At 63.1% G+C, this 19,979-nt stretch carries 21 protein-coding genes; 14 read left to right on the forward strand and 7 right to left on the reverse strand.

What is annotated here, in order from left to right; translation table 11 throughout:
- The first annotated feature begins 106 nt into the window (after nucleotides 1-106).
- The 9 genes from fabD (at nucleotide 107) to gmk (ending at nucleotide 7,160) form a co-directional block, all read left to right on the forward strand.
- Nucleotides 107-1,084, forward strand: coding sequence for an ACP S-malonyltransferase (gene fabD, locus NKH28_RS17705; protein ID WP_352838196.1), 978 nt, complete (start codon nucleotides 107-109; stop codon nucleotides 1,082-1,084).
- 52 nt (nucleotides 1,085-1,136) lie between these two features.
- Nucleotides 1,137-1,358 (forward strand): type II toxin-antitoxin system RelB family antitoxin, encoded by a 222-nt coding sequence (relB, locus tag NKH28_RS17710; protein ID WP_352467166.1) that lies wholly within the window; start codon nucleotides 1,137-1,139, stop codon nucleotides 1,356-1,358.
- On the forward strand, nucleotides 1,342-1,608 hold the full coding sequence (locus NKH28_RS17715) for a type II toxin-antitoxin system RelE family toxin (protein ID WP_352471092.1): 267 nt from the start codon (nucleotides 1,342-1,344) through the stop codon (nucleotides 1,606-1,608). Before relB ends, NKH28_RS17715 begins: the two co-directional genes overlap by 17 nt.
- Nucleotides 1,609-1,662: 54 nt before the next feature.
- On the forward strand, nucleotides 1,663-2,400 hold the full coding sequence (gene fabG, locus NKH28_RS17720) for a 3-oxoacyl-[acyl-carrier-protein] reductase (protein WP_352471093.1): 738 nt from the start codon (nucleotides 1,663-1,665) through the stop codon (nucleotides 2,398-2,400).
- A 187-nt stretch (nucleotides 2,401-2,587) separates the two neighbouring features.
- Nucleotides 2,588-2,824, forward strand: a complete 237-nt coding sequence (locus NKH28_RS17725) for an acyl carrier protein (RefSeq protein WP_006203723.1) — start codon at nucleotides 2,588-2,590, stop codon at nucleotides 2,822-2,824.
- 34 nt (nucleotides 2,825-2,858) lie between these two features.
- Entirely contained in the window at nucleotides 2,859-4,121 is a 1,263-nt protein-coding gene (gene fabF / locus NKH28_RS17730) for a beta-ketoacyl-ACP synthase II (RefSeq protein WP_352454402.1), read from the forward strand.
- Nucleotides 4,122-4,214: 93 nt separating this feature from the next.
- Nucleotides 4,215-5,441, forward strand: coding sequence for an endolytic transglycosylase MltG (gene mltG, locus NKH28_RS17735; RefSeq protein ID WP_352972769.1), 1,227 nt, complete (start codon nucleotides 4,215-4,217; stop codon nucleotides 5,439-5,441).
- A 138-nt stretch (nucleotides 5,442-5,579) separates the two neighbouring features.
- Nucleotides 5,580-6,470, forward strand: a complete 891-nt coding sequence (locus tag NKH28_RS17740; protein ID WP_352471095.1) for a YicC/YloC family endoribonuclease — start codon at nucleotides 5,580-5,582, stop codon at nucleotides 6,468-6,470.
- Between the two features lie 33 nt (nucleotides 6,471-6,503).
- Nucleotides 6,504-7,160, forward strand: coding sequence for a guanylate kinase (gene gmk, locus NKH28_RS17745; RefSeq protein ID WP_023677701.1), 657 nt, complete (start codon nucleotides 6,504-6,506; stop codon nucleotides 7,158-7,160).
- Here the strand turns inward: gmk and NKH28_RS17750 are convergent, their stop codons facing one another.
- The 7 genes from NKH28_RS17750 to lptF all read right to left on the reverse strand — a co-directional run bounded on the left by NKH28_RS17750 (nucleotide 7,161) and on the right by lptF (nucleotide 15,213).
- Nucleotides 7,161-7,454, reverse strand: coding sequence for a DUF1330 domain-containing protein (locus NKH28_RS17750; protein WP_352542728.1), 294 nt, complete (start codon nucleotides 7,452-7,454; stop codon nucleotides 7,161-7,163). It lies immediately after the preceding gene.
- Nucleotides 7,455-7,528: 74 nt separating this feature from the next.
- The gene (rsmA, locus tag NKH28_RS17755) at nucleotides 7,529-8,368 is read right to left on the reverse strand and encodes a 16S rRNA (adenine(1518)-N(6)/adenine(1519)-N(6))-dimethyltransferase RsmA (RefSeq protein ID WP_352471097.1); all 840 of its coding nucleotides are present in this window, start codon (nucleotides 8,366-8,368) and stop codon (nucleotides 7,529-7,531) included.
- A 67-nt stretch (nucleotides 8,369-8,435) separates the two neighbouring features.
- Nucleotides 8,436-9,455 carry a 4-hydroxythreonine-4-phosphate dehydrogenase PdxA gene (gene pdxA / locus NKH28_RS17760; RefSeq protein WP_352979849.1) on the reverse strand — a complete coding sequence of 340 codons (1,020 nt, stop codon included), beginning with the start codon at nucleotides 9,453-9,455 and terminating at the stop codon, nucleotides 8,436-8,438.
- A gap of 12 nt (nucleotides 9,456-9,467) precedes the next feature.
- Nucleotides 9,468-10,394, reverse strand: a complete 927-nt coding sequence (locus NKH28_RS17765) for a peptidylprolyl isomerase (RefSeq protein ID WP_352453231.1) — start codon at nucleotides 10,392-10,394, stop codon at nucleotides 9,468-9,470.
- A 117-nt stretch (nucleotides 10,395-10,511) separates the two neighbouring features.
- Nucleotides 10,512-12,929 carry an LPS-assembly protein LptD gene (locus NKH28_RS17770; protein WP_352542725.1) on the reverse strand — a complete coding sequence of 806 codons (2,418 nt, stop codon included), beginning with the start codon at nucleotides 12,927-12,929 and terminating at the stop codon, nucleotides 10,512-10,514.
- Entirely contained in the window at nucleotides 12,929-14,014 is a 1,086-nt protein-coding gene (lptG, locus tag NKH28_RS17775) for an LPS export ABC transporter permease LptG (RefSeq protein ID WP_023677695.1), read from the reverse strand. The genes NKH28_RS17770 and lptG overlap by 1 nt, the downstream gene beginning before the upstream one ends.
- Nucleotides 14,011-15,213, reverse strand: a complete 1,203-nt coding sequence (gene lptF, locus NKH28_RS17780; protein WP_352453233.1) for an LPS export ABC transporter permease LptF — start codon at nucleotides 15,211-15,213, stop codon at nucleotides 14,011-14,013. The genes lptG and lptF overlap by 4 nt, the downstream gene beginning before the upstream one ends.
- Before the next feature lie 354 nt (nucleotides 15,214-15,567).
- Between lptF and NKH28_RS17785 the strand changes: the two genes are divergently transcribed.
- From NKH28_RS17785 to NKH28_RS17805, 5 genes are all read left to right on the forward strand, one after another.
- Nucleotides 15,568-16,734, forward strand: coding sequence for a flavin-containing monooxygenase (locus tag NKH28_RS17785; protein ID WP_352979851.1), 1,167 nt, complete (start codon nucleotides 15,568-15,570; stop codon nucleotides 16,732-16,734).
- 73 nt (nucleotides 16,735-16,807) lie between these two features.
- A complete protein-coding gene (locus NKH28_RS17790) occupies nucleotides 16,808-17,191 on the forward strand; it encodes a VOC family protein (protein WP_352471101.1) in 384 nt (127 codons plus the stop codon).
- A 49-nt stretch (nucleotides 17,192-17,240) separates the two neighbouring features.
- Nucleotides 17,241-18,737 (forward strand): leucyl aminopeptidase, encoded by a 1,497-nt coding sequence (locus NKH28_RS17795; RefSeq protein ID WP_352979857.1) that lies wholly within the window; start codon nucleotides 17,241-17,243, stop codon nucleotides 18,735-18,737.
- A gap of 38 nt (nucleotides 18,738-18,775) precedes the next feature.
- Nucleotides 18,776-19,225 carry a DNA polymerase III subunit chi gene (locus tag NKH28_RS17800; RefSeq protein ID WP_023719810.1) on the forward strand — a complete coding sequence of 150 codons (450 nt, stop codon included), beginning with the start codon at nucleotides 18,776-18,778 and terminating at the stop codon, nucleotides 19,223-19,225.
- 119 nt (nucleotides 19,226-19,344) lie between these two features.
- Nucleotides 19,345-19,979 (forward strand): phosphotransferase (locus tag NKH28_RS17805; RefSeq protein ID WP_352979852.1); only part of this gene is annotated, 635 nt, incomplete at its 3' end.

Raw genomic sequence — 19,979 nt, forward strand, 5'->3', positions numbered from 1 at the left:
CCTGCCGAAACAGGCACTCGGCCGATATTACGCGATCAAGGTTGGACTTGACTTGGCCGCACGCCTTGCGTCACAGGCAACGTGAACCAGCAGCTGGGAGCCGCCGATGGCCATCGCATTCACCTTTCCGGGGCAGGGCAGCCAGGCTGTCGGCATGGGCAAGGACCTCGCCGATACCTTTGTGGAATCGCGGCGGATCTTCGAGGAAGTTGACGACGCGCTCGGCGAAAACCTATCGAAGCTGATCTGGGAAGGCCCGGAAGAGACGCTGACGCTGACCGCCAACGCCCAGCCGGCGCTGATGGCGGTGTCGCTTGCCGCAATCCGGGCGCTGGAGGCGCGCGGCTTCTCCCTGAACGGCAAGGTCACCTATGTCGCCGGCCACTCGCTCGGCGAATATTCGGCACTTGCGGCCGCAGGTTTCGTTTCGGTCGCCGACGCCGCCCGGCTGTTGCGCATCCGCGGCAATGCCATGCAGGCGGCTGTGCCGGCCGGCGAGGGCGCCATGGCGGCGATCATCGGGCTGGAACAGGCCGACGTCGAAGCCGCTTGCGCAGAGGCCGCCCAGGGCGCCGCCAAAGATCCCGCACAAGCCTTGGTTTGCCAGATCGCCAATGACAATGGCGGCGGCCAGCTGGTGATCTCCGGCGCCAGGCCAGCGGTCGAACTGGCGGCGAGGCTATGCACGGAGAAGGGCGCCAAGCGGGCGCTGATGCTGCAGGTCTCGGCGCCCTTCCATTCGGCATTGATGAAGCCTGCGGCCGAGATCATGCGGGAGGCGCTGGCCGCCGTGACGAAGAGTGCGCCGGTCGTGCCGCTGGTCTCCAATGTTACGGTGACCCCGACGAGCGATCCCGACGAGATCGCCCGCCGACTCGTCGAACAGGTGATCGGGCGCGTGCGCTGGCGCGAAACGGTGGAGTGGTTCGGCAGCAACGGCGTTGTGACGCTTTACGAAGTGGGCGCCGGCAAGGTGCTGTCGGGGCTGGCCCGCCGCATCAACCGCGACATTGCCACCAGCAGCATCGGATCGGCGGCGGAGGTCGAGACGGCACTTGCCGCCTTGGGTGACCACGCAGCTTGAATTCATCAGTGCTTGCCGCTACATGAATACATGTATCGCAACAAGGTGCGGCATGCCCACATCGATCCGCCTTTCTCCTGAAGTCGAGCAGCGCCTGGATTTTCTCGCGGCCAAGACTGGTCGCAGCAAGGCCTACTATCTGCGCGAGCTCATTGAACGTGGTCTGGAGGACTTGGAGGATTACTACCTGGCTGCCGAAGTCGTTGAGCGGATCAGGCGTGGTGAAGAAGACGTCATGAGAGCCGAGGACTTCTGGCGTGGCCTGGACGCTTGAATACGCCCACTCGGCGCGAAAATTTGTCGAAAAACTGGATCCGCAGACACGTCACCGTATCCGTGATTTTATTGAAAACCGCATTGCCGTTCTCGACAACCCGCGTGAACTCGGCAAACCGCTGAAGGGCCCGCTCGCAACCTTTTGGAGATATCGCGTCGGGGATTATCGCATCATTTGCGATGTGCAGGATAACCGGCTCGTCATTCTGGTGGTAACCATAGGCCACCGCGGCAACGTTTACAGATAGCCGAACTCACCGGCCCGTATGATTGGCCAGTACGATTTGGGAAGAGGATAAAGCATGTTCGAATTGACCGGCCGCAAGGCGCTCGTCACCGGCGCATCGGGAGGTATAGGCGAGGCGATCGCCCGCGTGCTGCACGGCCAGGGCGCCATCGTCGGCCTGCATGGCACACGTATCGAGAAATTGGAGGCGCTGGCCGCCGAACTGGGCGACCGGGTCAAGCTTTTCCCGGCCAATCTTTCCAACCGCGACGACGTCAAGGCGCTCGGCCAGAAGGCGGAAGCTGACCTCGAAGGCGTCGACATCCTCGTCAACAATGCCGGCATCACCAAGGACGGGTTGTTCGTGCGCATGGCTGACGCCGACTGGGATAGCGTGCTCGAGGTCAACCTGACCGCCGTGTTCCGGCTGACCCGCGAGCTTACCCATCCGATGATGCGGCGCCGCCATGGCCGCATCATCAACATCACTTCAGTGGTTGGCGTCATGGGTAATCCCGGCCAGACCAACTATTGCGCCTCCAAAGCCGGTATGATCGGCTTTTCCAAATCGCTGGCGCAGGAGATCGCCACCCGCAATATCACCGTCAACTGCGTCGCCCCGGGCTTCATCGAATCGGCGATGACCGCCAAGCTCAACGACAAGCAGAAAGAGGCGATCATGGCGGCGATCCCGACCCGGCGCATGGGCACGGGCGCCGAAGTCGCCTCAGCCGTCGCCTACCTCGCTTCCAACGAGGCAGCCTACGTCACCGGCCAGACCATTCATGTGAATGGCGGCATGGCAATGATCTAACACTTGGGAAAACGCTTCATTCCGTCTTGGATGCACGGGATTTTTCGTGTAATGCCGCCCGCAACCCGGCGGTTCGGGCAAAAACCGGTCCTGTTCCGCTGCGTTTCCGGCAGGACCATCTTTCAGCTTGATTAGCGGCATTCTGCCCGCTAACGAAGACAGACAACCAAAAGACGAGGATGCCCAAATGAGTGACACCGCAGAGCGCGTCAAGAAGATCGTCATCGAGCACCTTGGCGTCGATGCCGACAAGGTGACGGAGCAGGCGAGCTTCATCGATGATCTGGGCGCGGACAGCCTCGACACGGTCGAACTTGTCATGGCGTTCGAAGAAGAGTTCGGTGTCGAAATCCCGGACGACGCCGCCGAGACCATCCTGACTGTTGGCGATGCGGTGAAATACATCGACAAGGCCTCCGCCTGACGCTATTTGCAGTCATCACCGGGGAGGACCTGCGATGAGGCGTGTCGTCGTCACGGGCCTTGGGCTGCTTTCGCCGTTCGGCATGGGCTTCGAGCACAGCTGGAAGGAGCTTCTGACCGGCCGCAGCGCAGCCAAGCGCATCACCGAATTCGAGGTGGAAGATCTTGCCTGCAAGGTCGCCCACGTCATTCCGCGCGGTGACGGCTCCAATGCCACTTTCAATCCTGAAGCCGTTCTCGAGCCGAAGGAACTGCGCAAGATCGGCGACTTCATTCTGTACGGGATCGCGGCCGCCGACGAGGCACTCAAGGATTCCGGCTGGCAGCCGAAGACGCATGAGGAACAGTGCGCCACCGGCGTGCTGATCGGTTCGGGCATCGGCGGCATCGAAGGCATCGCCGAGAATGCGATGATCCTCAAGGAACGCGGTCCGCGCCGCATCAGCCCATTCTTCATCCCTGGCCAGATCATCAACCTCGTCTCCGGTCAGGTCTCGATCCGGCATGGGCTGAAAGGCCCCAACCATGCCGTCGTCACCGCTTGCTCGACCGGTGCGCACGCCATCGGCGATGCCGCCCGGCTGATCATCTGGGGCGATGCCGACGTTATGGTCGCAGGCGGCGCCGAAGCGCCGGTGACGAGACTGTCAGTCGCCGGGTTCGCCGCTTGCCGCGCGCTCTCCACCGAGCGCAACGATGCGCCACAAACGGCCTCACGCCCCTATGATCGCGATCGCGACGGCTTCGTCATGGGCGAGGGCGCCGGTGTTGTCGTGCTCGAGGAGCTCGAACACGCCAAGGCCCGCGGCGCCAAGATCTATGCCGAGGTCACCGGCTACGGTCTGACCGGCGACGCCTATCACATCACCGCGCCTGCCGAGGACGGCGACGGCGCTTTCCGTTGCATGACCGCGGCGCTGAACCGGGCGAAGCTGACGCCGGCCGATGTCGACTACATCAACGCGCACGGCACCTCGACCATGGCCGATACGATCGAACTCGGCGCCGTCGAGCGGCTGGTCGGCAACGCCGCCTCGAAGATATCGATGTCGTCGACCAAATCGTCGATTGGCCACCTGCTGGGCGCGGCTGGTGCTGCCGAGGCGATCTTTTCGATCCTCGCCATTCGCGACAACATCGCGCCGCCGACCATCAATCTTGACAATCCGGAGCGCGAAACGGCGATCGACCTGGTGCCGCACAAGCCGCGGGCCCGGCAGATAGACGTGGCGCTGTCCAACTCCTTCGGCTTCGGTGGCACCAACGCCTCGCTCGTCTTCCAGCGCTACAATGGCTGACCGCTCTGCCGGTTTCCGTCTGCCGTCAATTTTGCCATATTCGCCCCTACTCTGCCCGAGGGGATTCGTCGCAAGATCAAATGGTAGGGCGCTATGAACACAAATCCGGCCGATAACGGGGAATTCGGGCAACGGCCAGCAACGCCCACGCCCGGCCCGATCGTGCCGAAGACGGCCAGCGAGGCGTTGCGGCCCGAGGCCGGCACGCCGCCGCCGAAGCGCTCGCGTGCCTCGCGCAGCCAGTTCGTCGTGTTCATGAACTTCGTCATCTCTTCGGTGATGCTGATGGTGCTGGCGGCAGGCGTTGCGCTGTATTTCGGCAAGCAGGAGTTCAACGAGCCCGGCCCGTCGGCCAATGGCGACACTTTCCTGGTCAAGCCGAATAGCGGCGTCCAGGAGATCGCCGACCAGCTTGAGCGGCGAGGGCTGATCAGCGACGCCCGCATTTTCCGCCTTGGCGTGCGCGCCTTCGGCAATGATTCCGCCCTGAAGGCCGGCGAATACGAGATCAAGCCGCAGGCGTCGATGCACGATATCATGGAACTGCTGAAGAGCGGCAAGTCGGTGATGTATTCGCTGACCATCCCCGAGGGGCTGACGGTCGAGCAGGCGCTGCAACGGATCGCCGAGCAGGACGCGCTGACCGGCGATATGCCGTCGACCACTCCACCTGAGGGCAGCCTCGCCACCGACACGCTGCGTTTCACCCGCGGCGCAACACGCCAGCAGATGGTCGACAAGCTTCTGGCCGACCAGAAGAAGCTGGTCGACGAGGTCTGGCAACGCCGAGCGCCGGATCTGCCGATCGCCAACGTTGAGGATTTTGTCACCCTGGCCTCTATCGTCGAGAAGGAGACCGGCAAGGGCGATGAACGCTCGCGCGTAGCCGCCGTCTTCCTCAACCGGCTGGCCAAGGGTATGCGGCTGCAGTCGGACCCGACCATCATCTACGGCCTGTTCGGCGGCAAAGGCAAACCCATCGACCGCCCGATCTATCAGTCGGACATCCAGAAGCCGACGCCCTACAACACCTATCTGATCAACGGGTTACCGCCGACGCCGATCGCCAATCCCGGCCGTGCGGCGCTGGAGGCTGTCGCCAATCCGTCGAAGACCAGCGATCTCTACTTCGTCGCCGACGGCAGCGGCGGGCACGTCTTTGCCTCGACGCTCGATGAGCATAACGAGAATGTCGCTCGCTACCGGGCACTGCTGAAAAAGCAGGCGCAGGACGCCGCCAAGGCCGGAGCAACCAATACCGGAGCCGACACGCCGGCGGGAGCCATCGTTGACGATGCAGGCGCCACCGCCGCCCAGTAGGGCCGGACGCCATCAGTTTGGCCCTGTGCATGTCCGGGTGGATGTGCAAGGGCTGCCATGGCATTGAAATTCACATGGTCCTGTCCGGAGAAAATCGCTCCGGCTTGAGGGGCATTCGGCAAAGGGACGCACGGCTACATGAACTTGCAGAGCATGACCGGTTTTGCGCGCAGTGTCGCCGAACACGACGGCACTTCGATTGCCTGGGAAGCCAAGTCCGTCAACGGCAAAAGCGTCGAGGTCAGGCTGCGGCTGCCGCAAGGTTTCGACCGGCTGGAGCCGGCCGTCCGGCAGACGGTGCAAAAGCGTTTTGCGCGCGGCAATTTCCAGATGACGCTGACCATTGGCCGCGCCGCCGGCGCGCAAGCGCAACCCGTGGTCAACGAGGCTTTCCTGAAGGATCTGGCGGGCTTGGCCAAGCGGCTGCAGGAGCAGTTCGGAGTAGCCCCTGCGGCGGCCGACGGGCTGCTTGCGCTGCGCGGCGTCCTCGACATTCCCGAAACCATCGAAACCGAAGAGGCGCGCAGTGCGCTCGATACCGCAATACTGTCGGCGCTGGAAGCAGCACTGAACGGGCTGCACCAGGCGCGCCAGGGCGAAGGTGCGGCACTTCGTTCCCTGCTGTCCGGCCATATCGATGCCATCGAGGCGCTGACGCTGCGGGCCGAGGCCGATCCATCACGCGAACCGGCCACGATCCGCGAAAGGCTCGCCGAGCAGATCCGCCTGTTGATGGACGCGTCTGCCAACCTGGACGCCAGCCGGCTGCATATGGAAGCGGCGTTCCTGGCCACCAAGGCCGACATACGCGAGGAGATCGACCGGCTGAAGACACATGTGGCGTCAGGCCGGGCGCTGCTCGGTGGCGGCGGCGCCATCGGCCGCAAGCTCGATTTCCTGGCACAGGAATTCAACCGCGAATCGAATACGCTGTGTTCCAAGTCGAATGCTGCCGCGGTCACCGCCATCGGGCTGGAACTGAAGGCGGTCGTCGACCAGTTTCGCGAACAGGTCCAGAATCTGGAATGATCCCGATGCCAAGCCACATGACTGCCAAGCCCCATGACCGCTAGGGATGTGGGTTCCCGCATTCGGCGCCGCGGGCTGATGCTGGTCTTGTCGTCGCCGTCAGGCGCCGGCAAGTCGACGATTGCGCGCAATCTGCTGGAGAGCGATTCCAGCCTGGAATTGTCGGTCTCGGTCACCACGCGGCCACGCCGCGGCAGCGAGATCGAGGGCGTCCATTACCACTTCCGTACCATGCGCGAGTTCGAGCGGCTGCGCGATTCCGATGCGCTGCTCGAATGGGCGGAGGTGCACGGCAATTGCTACGCGACACCGCGCGAGCCGGCTGAACAGGCGCTGGCCGAAGGCCGCGACATGCTGTTCGACATCGACTGGCAAGGCGCTCAGCAGCTCAAGGAGAAGATGCGCGCCGACATCGTCTCGATATTCATCCTGCCGCCATCGATGAAGGAATTGAAGGCGCGGCTGAAGCGTCGCGCCGAGGACCAGGAAGCGGTGATCGAGACGCGGCTCAAGAACGCCCGCAACGAGATCGAGCACTGGAAGGAATATGATTTCGTCATCGTCAACGACGATCTCGACCGCGCTTTCGCCGAGGTGCGCGGCATCGTCACCGCCGAACGGCTCAGACGCGATCGCCGGCCCGGCCTGTTCGATTTCGTCTCGGGGCTGCTCGACGAGAAGACGGATTGATCAACGCGCTATCCCCTCGACCAGGATCAGATTGCGGCTGAGCGCGGCGTCGCGCAGCTCCAATGCAGCGGCGTATTCGGCCGAGCGATACCAGCGCCGCGCCGTGTCCATGTCGGGGGATTCGACGATGATCAGCGGCCCGGGAGACCAGTCGCCTTCCAACATTTCCACCTTGCCACCGCGTACCAGATAGCGCCCGCCGTGCTGGGCGATGGAGGCAGCCGCGCGGATGCGATAAGCTTCGATCGCCTCTGCGTCGCGGATCGTGACGTCGGAAATGACATAGGCGGCCATTGTTTGTCTCCGGGCAGGTTTGTCCGGCTATCTATGCCGTGAGAGCGGAAATTCCACGCAGACGCGTCCCGGCATCACACCGCGTTGGTCAGGCGAACGAACTCCTCGACGCTCAGCGTCTCGGCGCGCCTGGTCGGATCGATGCCGGCACGGGCAAGCAGCGCCTCGCCGCCGAGGCTTTTCACGCTCTGCCGCAGCATTTTCCGGCGCTGGCCAAACGCCGCTTCGGTGACGCGGCTGAGCCGTTTCACCTCTGCCGGCAAGGGGCTGGCGCGCGGCACCAGATGCACGACCGAGGACGTCACCTTGGGTGGCGGCGTGAACGCCTGCGGCGGCACGTCGAAGGCAATCCTCGCCTCCGTCCGCCAGCCTGCCAGCACGCCGAGCCGACCATAGGCATCGCTGCCGGGGCTGGCTGCAATGCGTTCGGCGACCTCGCGCTGGAACATCAGTGTCATCGATGTGTAGAAGGGCGGCCACTCGGTAACGGTCAGCCAGCGGATCAGCAATTCGGTGCCGATATTGTAGGGCAAGTTGGCAACGATTTTCGCCGGCCCGCCGCCTCCCGGCACTCCTTTTGCAAGCGCTGCAAAATCAGCTTTCAGCGCATCGCCGGCTACGATCTCTAGCCGGCCCGGATAGTGGTTCGCGATCTCGGCCAAGGCCGCCAGGCAGCGCTCATCGCGCTCGATGGCGACGACCCGCCGGGCGCCGTTGAGGAGCAGGGCCCGGGTCAGCCCGCCCGGACCGGGACCGACCTCGATAACCGTAACGTCGCTCAGGTCGCCGGCGGTTCGCGCAATCTTGCTTGTCAGGTTAAGGTCGAGCAGAAAATTCTGGCCCAGCGCCTTTTTCGCCTGCAGCCCATGGCGCTCGATCACCTCGCGCAGTGGCGGCAGGCCGTCTATGCTCATCGGGCTGGGCTCATCAGGCGGGCTCATCGGGTTAAGGCCATCGAATATGGCTGATTGGGCTCAGGGCCTACGGCCTTTTCCCGGTATCGGCAAGAACGCGAGCGAGTTTCAGCGCTGCAATCAGGCTGCCGGCACGGGCGATGCCCTTGCCGGCGATGTCGAAGGCGGTGCCGTGGTCGGGCGAGGTGCGGACGAAGGGCAGGCCGAGTGTGACGTTGACCGCCTCGTCAAACGCCAGCGCCTTGGCCGGGATCAGCGCCTGGTCGTGATACATACAGAGCGCCACGTCGTAGCCGGCGCGGGCGCGAGCATGAAACAGCGTGTCGGCCGGCAACGGCCCGAAGGCGTCGATCCCTTCCTGCCTCAGCCGGTCGACCGCCGGGCGCACGATCCGCTCGTCTTCGGTGCCCATGGTGCCGCCTTCGCCGGCATGCGGGTTGAGGCCGGCAATGGCGAGCCGCGGCTTGGCAATTCCGAAGCGGTTCGCAAGGTCGGCGGCGGTGATGCGGCCGGTGGCGACGATAAGGTCCATGGTCAGCGCTTTCGGCACCTCGGCCAGCGCGATGTGGATGGTGACCGGCACGGTGCGCAGGTCCGGACCGGCAAGCAGCATCACCGGTGTCACTTCGGTGCCGGTGTGAAGCGATGCCAGATGCGCCAGATATTCGGTGTGGCCGGGAAAGCGAAAGCCGGCGTCGTAGAGCGGCTTCTTGGCAATGGGGCAGGTGACGACTGCGGCGGCGCGGCCGGCCAGGCAGTCGGCAACTGCGCGGTCGATCGCCTCGATGATGCCGGCGGCGTTGGCTGGATCCGGGCGGCCGGGACTGTCGACGAAACGGGCAGCAAGCGCCACCAACGGCAGCGCGCGCGAAAACACCCCCGGCGCTAACGCCGGCGTCGTCTCGGCAATCGTGATATCGGTGCCGAGCCTGTGCGCCCGCGCGGCAATCAGTGCCGGATCGGCAAGGAGATAAAATGACGGAACGCCAGCGCTTTCGCGGGCCTGCCAAGCAGCGATGGCGATGTCCGGCCCCACGCCGGACGGATCGCCGACGCTCAACGCCAGCGGAAGCTCTGCGTCAGCCACGGCGCGTCGACTTCAGCGCTCGATTATGCGGGCTTTCTTCCGCAACTCCTCGACATATTTCTTCGAGAGTTCGTCGGCGTTCTTGTCGCTCGAACCTTCACTCTGGAACACCATCTGCGCGGCTTTGTCGTCTGACACTTCGCGCGACGAGCAGATGCCGATGAATTCGACACCGCGGTCGGTTTCGCGCGTCGTGGTGGCGCCGCCGACCTTTGTAGCCTTTATCTGCTCGGCCCAGTCCGCCGGCAATTGCGGCGCCAGCACCCGGCCGAGATCGCGAACGGTGACATCGATCAGGCCCTTGGCGAATTCGCGCGTGGTGTTGCAGCCGTTGAAGCGGGCGCGCATAGCGTCGGCTTCGCGTTTGCGCTTGGCCAGCGTCGCGCTGCGCTCGGCCGCCGGCACCACGAAGATGACCTGCTGCAGCATGTACTCTGTGGCGCTCGGTTTGCTGCCGCCTTTTTCGAGCATGCGCTTGACGAGGTCCTGCTCGCTCATGGCGCCGCCGCCGTCGCTAGAACGGTGACGCGCCGTCAGCGCCTGGTTCCAGGCCATCTGCGCCCGGATAAAGTCCTTGAAATGCTCCTTGGTGACGCCGGATTGCGCCATCGCGCCGTCAAGCTGCTTGAGCGGCATCTTGTTGCTGGTGGCGAAACGCTGATAAGCGGCATCGACCTGCTCGTCGCTGATGCGGATGCCGAGCCGCCGGGCTTCGGCCAGGCGCAGCGTCTGGTCGATCATTTCCTGGCCGGCATCGCCCTTTCTGTGCTGCAGGCGCAGGAAAGCGGCCCGATGCTGGATGTCGCCGGTGGTGATCGGTATATTGTTGACGACGTATTTGATCTCGGTGGCGAAAACTGGCCGCGTTACCGCGGTGGTCGAGAACGCCACCAGCAGCGCGAACCCTGCCGAAAAGAGGTATTTCCTCATCGAAAGCATCCCAATTCCATCCCGATTCAGCCGAACCTATCCCAGTTCAGGCCGTCAAAATTCGTGCCTGCTCTATGCGGCGAAACAATGTCGTCCGCCAGCCGCCCCGTTGCCGACCGCTGCCCGTTATTGAATGGTGTCGATGGAGCGTTGCGACGAGCCGAAATCGCCGAGCGTGCGGAACGACAGGTTGAAGCCGACGTTCTGCGATACTTCCTTGGTGTTCAGGTCACGTCTTTCCGAAAACGTCATCAAATAGGTAAAGCACGAATCACTATAGGCAAAGCCGACCCCGTCCTTGACCAGAACGCTCTGCTCCAGATCATATGTGCCGGTGCCAAAGACGCGCCAATTCTCGGCAAGATGTGTCGAGGCGCCGAGCGTAACCTCATGGCGATCGGTTGAGAAGCCATAGAGTGGCTGCGCCTGGATGAAGGCGTATTTGGCGCTCAGCGATACCGGCAGGCCTGAAAAGGCGGCCTTTACCTCAGCGCGGCGGATCTCGAAGCTTTGCTCGTCGAAACGGCCGCTGACCGAGCCGGAAAACCCGCTGGGGCTGTTGAAGCCGACAAGGCCGACATAGTCGGAGGTTGCAGTTTCAAGGCCTGAATAGGCGCCGACATTGACCAGGTCCGGCGTGCCGAACGAGTTCTGGCCGCCCAGCTGGTAGGATTGGCCGAACACCGCATTGGTGCCCCAGCCATTGTCATATGCGCCGGAATAGCGCAGCCCGACATTGGCGCGTGTGCCGCCTTCCATGCGGTCATAGCCCGAGAATTTGTCGCGCTCGAACAGCGTCGTGGCGTCGAAGACGAAGCTCTGGGCGTCCTCGTTGGGGACCGCCAGCCCGCCGACATATTGCTCGTTCGGACGCATGAATACCTGCGCCATCGGTTCGAAGACATGGCTGGAACTGGTCATCGAAAACAGCACCGGCCAGCGCATCTCAAGGCCGGCGGTGGCCATGTAGCGGGCAAGCGATGAACGCATATCGTCCTCGACGCCGAGATTGGTCGCCATCTGGTTGACGGCGTCGAGCGAGGCCGAGGAGGCGTTGACGTAGCCGGCGTCGCCCCGCAGCGCCAGGAGCGGTGTCAGCAGCAGCCCGCCATCGGTGGTGAAGGTGCGCTTCCATTCGGCTTCCGCGGTAAGGCGGCCGGATTGACCGTCGATGCCGCGGACGTTGTTGACGGACGAAGGGATGCCCGAATTTGCAAGAGCCGTATCGAGCCTGTCGCGGTCAATGACCCGCGCGTTGACGTCGAACGACAGCTGCCCGCCGGCCACCGGCATGTCGGGGATATAAGCGTAGTCGAGCGAGGGCAGCACCCAGGGCTGCTTGGCGGCGCGTGCAGTCGGATCGCTGGCGAGCGTGTCTTCCTGAACCTCGAAGTGCATGGCGCGCACGTCGAAGTAATTGCGATCGTTGAGCCCCGTCAGGTACACCTCGGAGCGGTGCACGCTATCGTTGAAGCCATCGATGTCGTAGGTGCGCGCGAAATTCTTGTCGCTCTGCAGCAGGATGTCCCAGCCGAAGTCCCAGCGCGGGTTGATGGCGAACTGGCCCTGGGTGCCCATCATGCCGCGGAACCTGTTCGGGTCGCCTTCGGTACCCGAATTCACGTTGTGGCCATTGTCGTCGATGAAGGCGTCGGGATTCTCCTGCCGGATGCCCGCAATCTTCAGGCTGTACTGACCGTTGTTGAAGCGCTGCCTCCACTCGGCCTCACCGAGGAAACCTTGCTTGGTATAGCCGCTGCCAGTGACAGTGAGATCGTAGGTCGGCGAGAGCGCGAAATAATAGGGGACTTTAACACCGACGCCGAGATCGCTCTTGTAGGCGACGCCGGGGATCAGGAAGCCGCTCTTGCGCTTGACCGTTGGGTCGGCGATCTCGAAAGCCGGCAGATAGGCCAGCGGAAAGCCGAAGAACTCGAAATTCGAATTCTCGAAGCGAACCGTCTTCTTCTCGCCGTTCCAGATGATCTTCCTGGCCTTGATACGCCAGGTCGGCGCTTTGTCGGGCTTGTCCTCGCACGGCTCGCAGGCGGTGTAGACGCCATTGTGGAACGTCGTCAGCACGCCGCCCATGCGCTCCGCGCTTTCGGCGGCGAAATACGCCTTGTCTATGGTCTCGACCCGCAGCGCGTTGACGAAGCCGTCGGCGAAATCGTCAGTGATGTCGGCATGCTGCGAATAGATTTTGGTGCCGTCGCTATTGACGAGTTCGACATTGCCGCTGGCGACGAGGCGTTTGGTGTTGCGGTTGTATTCGACCCGCTGGGCGACGAGACGGTTGCCGCCGTAGTCGATCTGGACGCCGCCGACGGCCGTCACGGTCTGCTTGTCGTTGTCGTAGACCAGCGTATCGGCTGCCAGCAGCATCTGCGTGCCGCTCGGAACCTTCGTTGCCAGCTCACTGACGTCCTGGGCAAAAGCCGGAGCAACCGGGGCGGCGCTGGCAAGCAGGCATGCCAAGGCGCTCGCCGCAGAGAGGCGTGCCAAACCGGCGTGCCTATGGCTGCGCAAAACCGCCTCCCTCACTAGCCGTCTTCCTTGTATAGCAGGAATGTCACCCCGAAGAACATAGCCACGACAACCGGGACCCAAGCCGCTACGGCCGTGGGTACGAATCCCGCTACGCCGAATGCCTTGACCAGCACCGAAACGACATAAAGCAGAAACCCGGCCACGATGCCACCCAGAATCATCGTTGCCGACTGCCCCATCCTCGCAAATCGCATTGATACCGTTGCCGCAATCAGCGTCATCGCGACAAGCAGGAACGGCAGCGCAATCAGGGAATTGAACTGCATGGCGAAGGCATTTGCCTTGAGGCCGAAGGAGCGGGCCACTTCGATCTTGCCGGGCAGATCGTAGAAGGGAATGGTCTCAGGGCGCGCCAACCGCTCTTGCACGAATTCCGGCTTGAGATTGGTCGGCAGCCGATCGCTGGGTAACGACTGGATGGTACCGTCCCGGAACACCTTGACGTCCTGCAATTCCCAGTAGCCGTCCCGCAAAAAGGCGCGCGCCGCATCCTTGCGCTCGATGATGTCGCCTTGCGGGCTGAAGCTGAAGAAGACCGCGTCGGCCATCTCCAGGCCTTGATTAAGAATGGCGCGCGCGCCGATGATGGTATCGCCGGCGTTGGTTTTCTGCCTGATCCAGGGCGCAGCATCGGCCGAGACGCTGTTCGACTTGCCCGAACGGAGCTGGGTCTCGATCTCCTCGGACCAGGAATAGGCGTGCGCGGCTACCGGATTGATGACGCCGACCGACAAGGCTCCAAACAGCAGCGCCCCGATGCAGCACGGCAGCAGGAATTGCCATGCGGAAACCCCGGCGGAACGGGCAATGACCAATTCGTATTTGCGGTTGAGCGACACCAACGTCGCCATCGCCGAGAACAGGCCGACGAACGGCACCGTCTGCAGCATGATCATCGGCATCCTGAGCCCCGAAATGGCGAACGCAGTTGCGTAGGTGAAGCCCGGCACGCCAGTCGTGCGGCCGGAAAGCTCGGTGAAATCGATCAGGAACACCAGCGCCAAGAGGCCGATGAAGAACCAGATGGTGATCGTCACATAGCGAAAGAAGAAGTACCGACCCAGAGTCCAGCCCATCAGCCGGCTCCCTGTCCGGATGCGCCACGCCCGGCAAAACGGAGCTTGATGGCGCTCCAGCCCTCACTGAAGCGGCCGGCAAGATTGGTTATCCAATCGGCCCAGGCAACCGGCAGTTCCATGGTCCGGTTGGAAACAATGAACCAGATGGCGATCGCCGATGCCACGATCGGGACGCCGTAGACCATATAGGCATATTGCGGCACCTTGTCGGCCTTGCCGGCGGCAAAGAACCCGAGCCAGCGCACGAACAGCGCGATCGCGATTGCCGTGATCAGCGGGTGCACACGCGCCTCGCGATGCGAGCGCGCATCTCCGGCAACGGCGAGCGCGATCAGCGCGAAGACGAGCGAATAGGACCACTCGGAAAAACGCTGGTTGAGCTCGGCCAGGTACCTGTTCGGCTTTTGCTGGTACATCTTGTCGTTCGGACTGGGATTGAGCAGATACTGGGTCGTCCGGTCCTTCGGCAAAAGCAGGATATCAGATGATGCCGACATGAAAGCGGACAAGTCGAAGGCGTAGGAGGTGAACCGGATCACCGAGAGATCGCCGGTCATGGTTTTGCGATGGATGACGCCGTCATTCATCATCAGCACCTTCTCGTCGCCGCGTTCGATGATGCTGCCGGTCTTGGCGTAGTAGATGAGATTGACGCCTTCTTCGCGCGAATCGGCGACGAAGATGCCGCCGAGGCGGTTGTCGGGAAGCCGTTCGCCAACCTGCAGGAACAGGCCGTCGTCGATCTTGCGGAAGGTGCCTTCCTGGATGATCAACGACAACAGATCGGCACGCGATGACGCAATCAACTCGCGGTTCTTCTGGCGTGCGTAAGGGTCGACGCCATTGTCGACGGCGAAGGAAAAAACGCTGGCTGCAAGTGCCAGAAGCATGATCGGCCTGACGATGGTCCAGCGTGAAGCGCCGGCGGCATTGATGACGGCCAGCTCCGAATCCGAATTCATCACGCTGAGGATCTGGGCGACCGCGACCACCAGGGCGAACGGCACGACGATCGGAACGATCGTCGGGATGATCAGCGCTGCGACTTCGAAGAAGGTGAGGGCCGACTGACCGCTATCGGTGACGAGGTCGATGCGGGCGAGCACCTGAGTCGTCCAGACGATCGCCAGCGTCCAGACGAGCGCCAGCGCGAATACCGCGAAAGCACGGCGCATGATGTAACGTTCAACGACCTTCATGAAGGCTTTTCTCGGCGATTTCGAACGGCATCATGCCTTGGAACAAGGTAGTCGTCCGGCGCCGGCTGCACAACTGGCTCAGTTTGGCGGTTCGATCTGGGTTCTGTCCCGGATCGCAAAATCCGCTGGGCCGGAGTGTCGGCGGCAATGGATAAGAAAGAGCGAACATTGTTGGTTAACAACAGGTTGCGGCGGGAAGCGGGGCCGTGCCGCGACGAATCGTGGATGGTTCGATATCGCATATGGGAGCGATTTCGGCCAAAGTCTTGTCAAATGCGGCAAAACGACCAAATGTCGCGCCGGTCGCGACCGCCGCGGCGTGATAAGACGGGTCAGGATCTGTTGAGTCCCAGCATGGAAGCGGAAAAATTGCGCGGTCAAACCGGTCGGGAAACGGTCTTTGACGGCGCGATCGTGGTCGGCGCCGGCGCGGCCGGCCTTGCCGCCGCCCACGCCTTGATGAAGGCCGGCGTACCGACGCTCGTCCTGGAAAAGGAGAGCCGGCTTGCTGAACCCTGGCATCGGCGGCACCAGCGGCTGCACCTCAATACGCATCGCGATCTCTCGACGCTGCCCGGCATCGGCTATCCCGCAGGCACCCCGGCTTTTCCGCATAAATCGGCCGTCATTCGCCATCTGAACGATTTCAGCCAGGCGCATGGTCTGCCGGTCGCATTCGGCGTTGCCGTTGAAGAGATCACGTTCGATGGCGATCACTGGACCGTGCGGACGAACGCCGGACGTCGTCTGGCGCGTCATGTCGTCGTCGCAACCGGGCGCGACCGGCAGCCGTTTATTCCCGCGTGGAAAGGCGTGAAGGATTTTGCAGGCCGGATTATCCATTCGGCCGATTTTGGCGAGGCGAAGGACTACGTCGGCAAAAGGGTGCTGGTCGTCGGAGCCGGCAATTCGGGGTTCGACGCACTCAACCATCTTGCGAATGCAGATGCCCAAAGCATCTGGCTGTCGGCCCGCAACGGCCCGTCGCTGCTGCCGAAACGCATCGGCAAGGTCGCCGTCCACAGGCTTTCACCGTTGATGGCGAGCTTGCCGGTGCGGCTGGCCGATGCGGTGATGGCGACAACCCAGCGCCTGGTTTTCGGCGACCTGACGAAATTTGGGCTTCCGCCGGCTCCTATAGGCGGTGCGAGCCGTCTGAGCACCGACTACACCGCGATCGCAGCCGATGACGGCGCGGTTCGCGCCATAAAGGCAGGCACGATCGTGGTGGTGCCACCATTGCGGGAATTTACCCAAGACGGCATCTTGTTGAATGACGGCAGGTTGATCACGCCCGATATCGTCATTGCGGCGACCGGCTATCGCACCGGTCTGGAGCAGATGTTCGGCAAGCTCGGCGTTCTCGACGGCAAGGGCGTTCCGCTTTTCAACGGCGGCGATGCCGATCCGAAATTGCCCGGTCTGTGGTTTACCGGCATGCGGCCGAGCATTCGCGGTTGTTTCGCTAACGCCCGCATTCAGGCCAGGGCGATAGCGGCGCGGATTGTCAAGCAGCGATGATGAGCCGGACTATGCCGACTGTTCCGCCCGCAATAGACACGCCTTGTTGAAAGGTGCTCGAACCGAAAGGTCAATGGTCATGACGCCAGTCAGCATTCGCTACATGGTCGATGATGTCGCCGCCTCGATCGACTTCTACTGTGGACATCTGGGCTTCGCTGTTGAACAGGACGCGCGACCGGCTTTTGCTTCCGTGACACGCGGCGCTTTACGGCTCCTTCTAAGCGGCCCCGGCAGTTCGGGTGCACGGGCGATGCCGGATGGCCGGCAGCCGGTGCCGGGAGGTTGGAATCGCATCCTGTTGGTGGTGCCGGACCTGAAAGAAGAGGTTGCGCGCCTCAAGAGTGCTGGACTTGTCTTTCGCAACGATATCATAACGGGCGTCGGCGGTTCCCAGACGCTGCTCGAAGATCCATCGGGCAATGTTATCGAGCTGTTTCAACCCGCCGCTCACTGACGAACGTTTCTCGCAATAATCCAACTCACTTCCCCGAAAGCAGGACATGATGAATTCGAGACCCTCGATCGCCTTTGCCAAATTCGCCGCGCCCAAAAAAGGCAGCGTTTTCGTTCTGGTGACGGACGAGGGCGGCCTCAGCGATGCCGCCAGGGCTTGCGATCCGGCAAAGACCCTCGAGCGGGCTTTTCCGGTCGCCGACTTCACCGGCAAATTCGCCAGCCTGGTCGAAGTGCTGGCACCGGAAGGGACATCGATCGAGCGGCTGGTGGCGGTCGGTGCCGGCAAGGGCTCCAATCTCGATGATTACGCCTGGCTGAAGCTCGGCGGCACGATTGCCGCATCCTTTCGCAAGGCAACCGAAGTGGCCGTCGTGCTCGATCTTCCCGGTGCGGCCGTCAGCGGCAGGCAAGCCGTTCAGCTTGCAGCGGGCATCCTGCTGCGCAGCTATTCCTTCGACAAGTACAAGACCAAAAAGAACAATGGTGACGACAGGGGCGAGCCAAAAAAGCCGGTCAAGGTGACTATTCACACCGCCGATCCGGCAGCTGCAAAGAAGGCCTTCGCCGATGAAGCGGCGGTGATCGACGGCGTCTTGCTGGCGCGCGATTTGGTCAATGAACCGGCCAATGTTTTGGGACCGGTGGAATTCGCCGCCCGCATCGCCGAACTGGAGGCGCTCGGCGTCACGGTCGAGATCCTGGCCGAGAAGGAGATGAAGAAGCTCGGCATGGGTTCGCTGCTGGGCGTAGCGCAGGGTTCGCCGCGTGGCGCCCGCATCGCGGTCATGCGGTGGGACGGCGGCAAGGCCAAGGAAAGCCCGGTCGCCTTCGTCGGCAAGGGCGTCACCTTCGACACCGGCGGCAATTCGATCAAGCCGGCGTCGGGCATGGAGGACATGAAGGGCGACATGGGCGGCGCTGCTGCCGTCACCGGACTGATGCACGCGCTGGCCGCGCGCAAGGCGAAGGTCAATGTCGTCGGCATTGTCGGGCTGGTTGAAAACGCCGTCGACGGCCACGCTCAGCGACCGGGCGACATTGTCACCTCGATGTCGGGTCAGACTATCGAAGTGCTCAATACCGACGCCGAGGGCCGCCTGGTGCTGGCCGATGCGCTCTGGTACTGCAACGACCGCTTCCAGCCGAAATTCATGATCAATCTGGCGACGCTGACCGGCGCCATCATGGTCGCGCTCGGCCAGCATTATGCCGGCCTGTTCTCCAACAATGACGAGTTGGCGGACCGGTTGACGGCGGCCGGACAGGCGACGCAGGAGCGGGTGTGGCGCATGCCGCTCGGTGCCGAATACGACAAGCTGATCGATTCCAAGAATGCTGACATCAAGAACATCGGCGGCCGCCATGGCGGCGCCATTATCGCCGCGCAGTTCCTGCAGCGCTTCGTCAAGGACACGCCCTGGGCGCATCTCGACATCGCCGGCACCGCGATGGGCGCGCCTTCCAACGAGATCAACCAGTCATGGGCTTCCGGCTTCGGCGTCAGGCTGCTCGACCGGCTGGTGCGCGATCATTACGAGCAATGAGCGGCTGGGGCGGGACTCCGACAATGTAGACTGAACGCATGGCCGAGATTCTGTTTTATCACCTGACCGAATCGACGCTGGAGGATGCGTTGCCCGGCCTCCTGGAGCGCAGTATCGATCGCGGCTGGCGTGCCGTGGTGCAGACCGGCACCGAGGAACGGCGCGACGCGCTGGACCAGCATCTGTGGACTTTCCGGGACGATTCGTTCCTGGCCCACGCAACGGATCGCGAAGCCCATCCCGCCGAGCAGCCGGTGCTTCTGACCGTCGGCCCTGACAATCCGAACCAGGCGCAGATACGCTTCCTGGTCGATGGGGCGGTGCCGCCGGAGCTTGGCGGCTACCAGCGCGCCGTGTTCCTGTTCGACGGCCACGATGCAGCCCAGCTAGAGGCGGCACGCACGCACTGGAAGACAATGAAGGAGGCCGGCCACACCGTGACCTACTGGCAGCAAACGCCCGACCGGCGCTGGGAGCGCAAGGCTTAGAGAATTTGCAGCCAAGTGGAATCACCGGCGCCGCAAGAGTGCGACGACAAAAAGATGGACCGCCGGCTATTCAGAAGACCGGAGCAAGCCCGATGCCGCCCGATGAACGAACGCCAGGCATGCCGATAGATGCCGCACTTGTTCGCCGGCTGATTGCCGCGCAGTTCCCCAAATGGGCGGACCTGCCGGTAGAGACGGTCGAGCCTGGCGGCTGGGACAACCGCACGTTCCGGCTGGGCGACAGCATGTCGGTGCGGCTGCCGAGCGCTGCCGCCTATGTCGCCCAGGTCGAGAAGGAGCATCGCTGGCTGCCCCGCTTGGCGCCTCACCTGCCTCTGCCGATACCCGTGCCGCTGGCCAAAGGCGCGCCCGGGGAAGGCTATCCATGGCCTTGGTCCGTCTATCGCTGGCTTGGCGGCAGACCGGCGGCTGGTGGACTGATTGCCGATCTTACTGAGTTCGCCCGTTCGCTGGCCGGCTTTCTGGTTGCGCTCTACCGGATCGACGCTGCCGACGGGCCACCGCCAGGGCAGCATAATTTCCACCGCGGTGGCCGGCTTTCGGTCTACGACGCCGAGACCCGAGCCGCGCTCTCGGCGCTCGGCGGCCGCATCGACAAGGCCGCCGCCGAGGCCGTGTGGGCGACGGCCCCTGCCACGCGCAGGCGAAGGCCGCCGGGGGGGGGGCAAGGGGACGTCGCCAGGGGGCAAAAGCGCGTGCCAACTGGGAAGCGAGAAGCGTGGGTGGGGTTTGG

The sequence above is a fragment of the Mesorhizobium sp. M1227 genome (assembly GCF_040318315.1).
Taxonomy (GTDB): domain Bacteria; phylum Pseudomonadota; class Alphaproteobacteria; order Rhizobiales; family Rhizobiaceae; genus Mesorhizobium.

Coding starts and splice junctions, on each gene's coding strand:
- fabD (WP_352838196.1), top strand. CDS start 107: ATGGCCATCGCATTCACCTTTCCGGGGCAGGGCAGCCAGGCTGTCGGC.
- relB (WP_352467166.1), top strand. CDS start 1,137: ATGCCCACATCGATCCGCCTTTCTCCTGAAGTCGAGCAGCGCCTGGAT.
- fabG (WP_352471093.1), top strand. CDS start 1,663: ATGTTCGAATTGACCGGCCGCAAGGCGCTCGTCACCGGCGCATCGGGA.
- NKH28_RS17725 (WP_006203723.1), top strand. CDS start 2,588: ATGAGTGACACCGCAGAGCGCGTCAAGAAGATCGTCATCGAGCACCTT.
- fabF (WP_352454402.1), top strand. CDS start 2,859: ATGAGGCGTGTCGTCGTCACGGGCCTTGGGCTGCTTTCGCCGTTCGGC.
- mltG (WP_352972769.1), top strand. CDS start 4,215: ATGAACACAAATCCGGCCGATAACGGGGAATTCGGGCAACGGCCAGCA.
- NKH28_RS17740 (WP_352471095.1), top strand. CDS start 5,580: ATGAACTTGCAGAGCATGACCGGTTTTGCGCGCAGTGTCGCCGAACAC.
- gmk (WP_023677701.1), top strand. CDS start 6,504: ATGACCGCTAGGGATGTGGGTTCCCGCATTCGGCGCCGCGGGCTGATG.
- NKH28_RS17750 (WP_352542728.1), bottom strand. CDS start 7,454: ATGGCCGCCTATGTCATTTCCGACGTCACGATCCGCGACGCAGAGGCG.
- rsmA (WP_352471097.1), bottom strand. CDS start 8,368: ATGAGCATAGACGGCCTGCCGCCACTGCGCGAGGTGATCGAGCGCCAT.
- NKH28_RS17765 (WP_352453231.1), bottom strand. CDS start 10,394: ATGCTTTCGATGAGGAAATACCTCTTTTCGGCAGGGTTCGCGCTGCTG.
- lptF (WP_352453233.1), bottom strand. CDS start 15,213: ATGAAGGTCGTTGAACGTTACATCATGCGCCGTGCTTTCGCGGTATTC.
- NKH28_RS17785 (WP_352979851.1), top strand. CDS start 15,568: ATGGAAGCGGAAAAATTGCGCGGTCAAACCGGTCGGGAAACGGTCTTT.
- NKH28_RS17790 (WP_352471101.1), top strand. CDS start 16,808: ATGGTCATGACGCCAGTCAGCATTCGCTACATGGTCGATGATGTCGCC.
- NKH28_RS17795 (WP_352979857.1), top strand. CDS start 17,241: ATGAATTCGAGACCCTCGATCGCCTTTGCCAAATTCGCCGCGCCCAAA.
- NKH28_RS17800 (WP_023719810.1), top strand. CDS start 18,776: ATGGCCGAGATTCTGTTTTATCACCTGACCGAATCGACGCTGGAGGAT.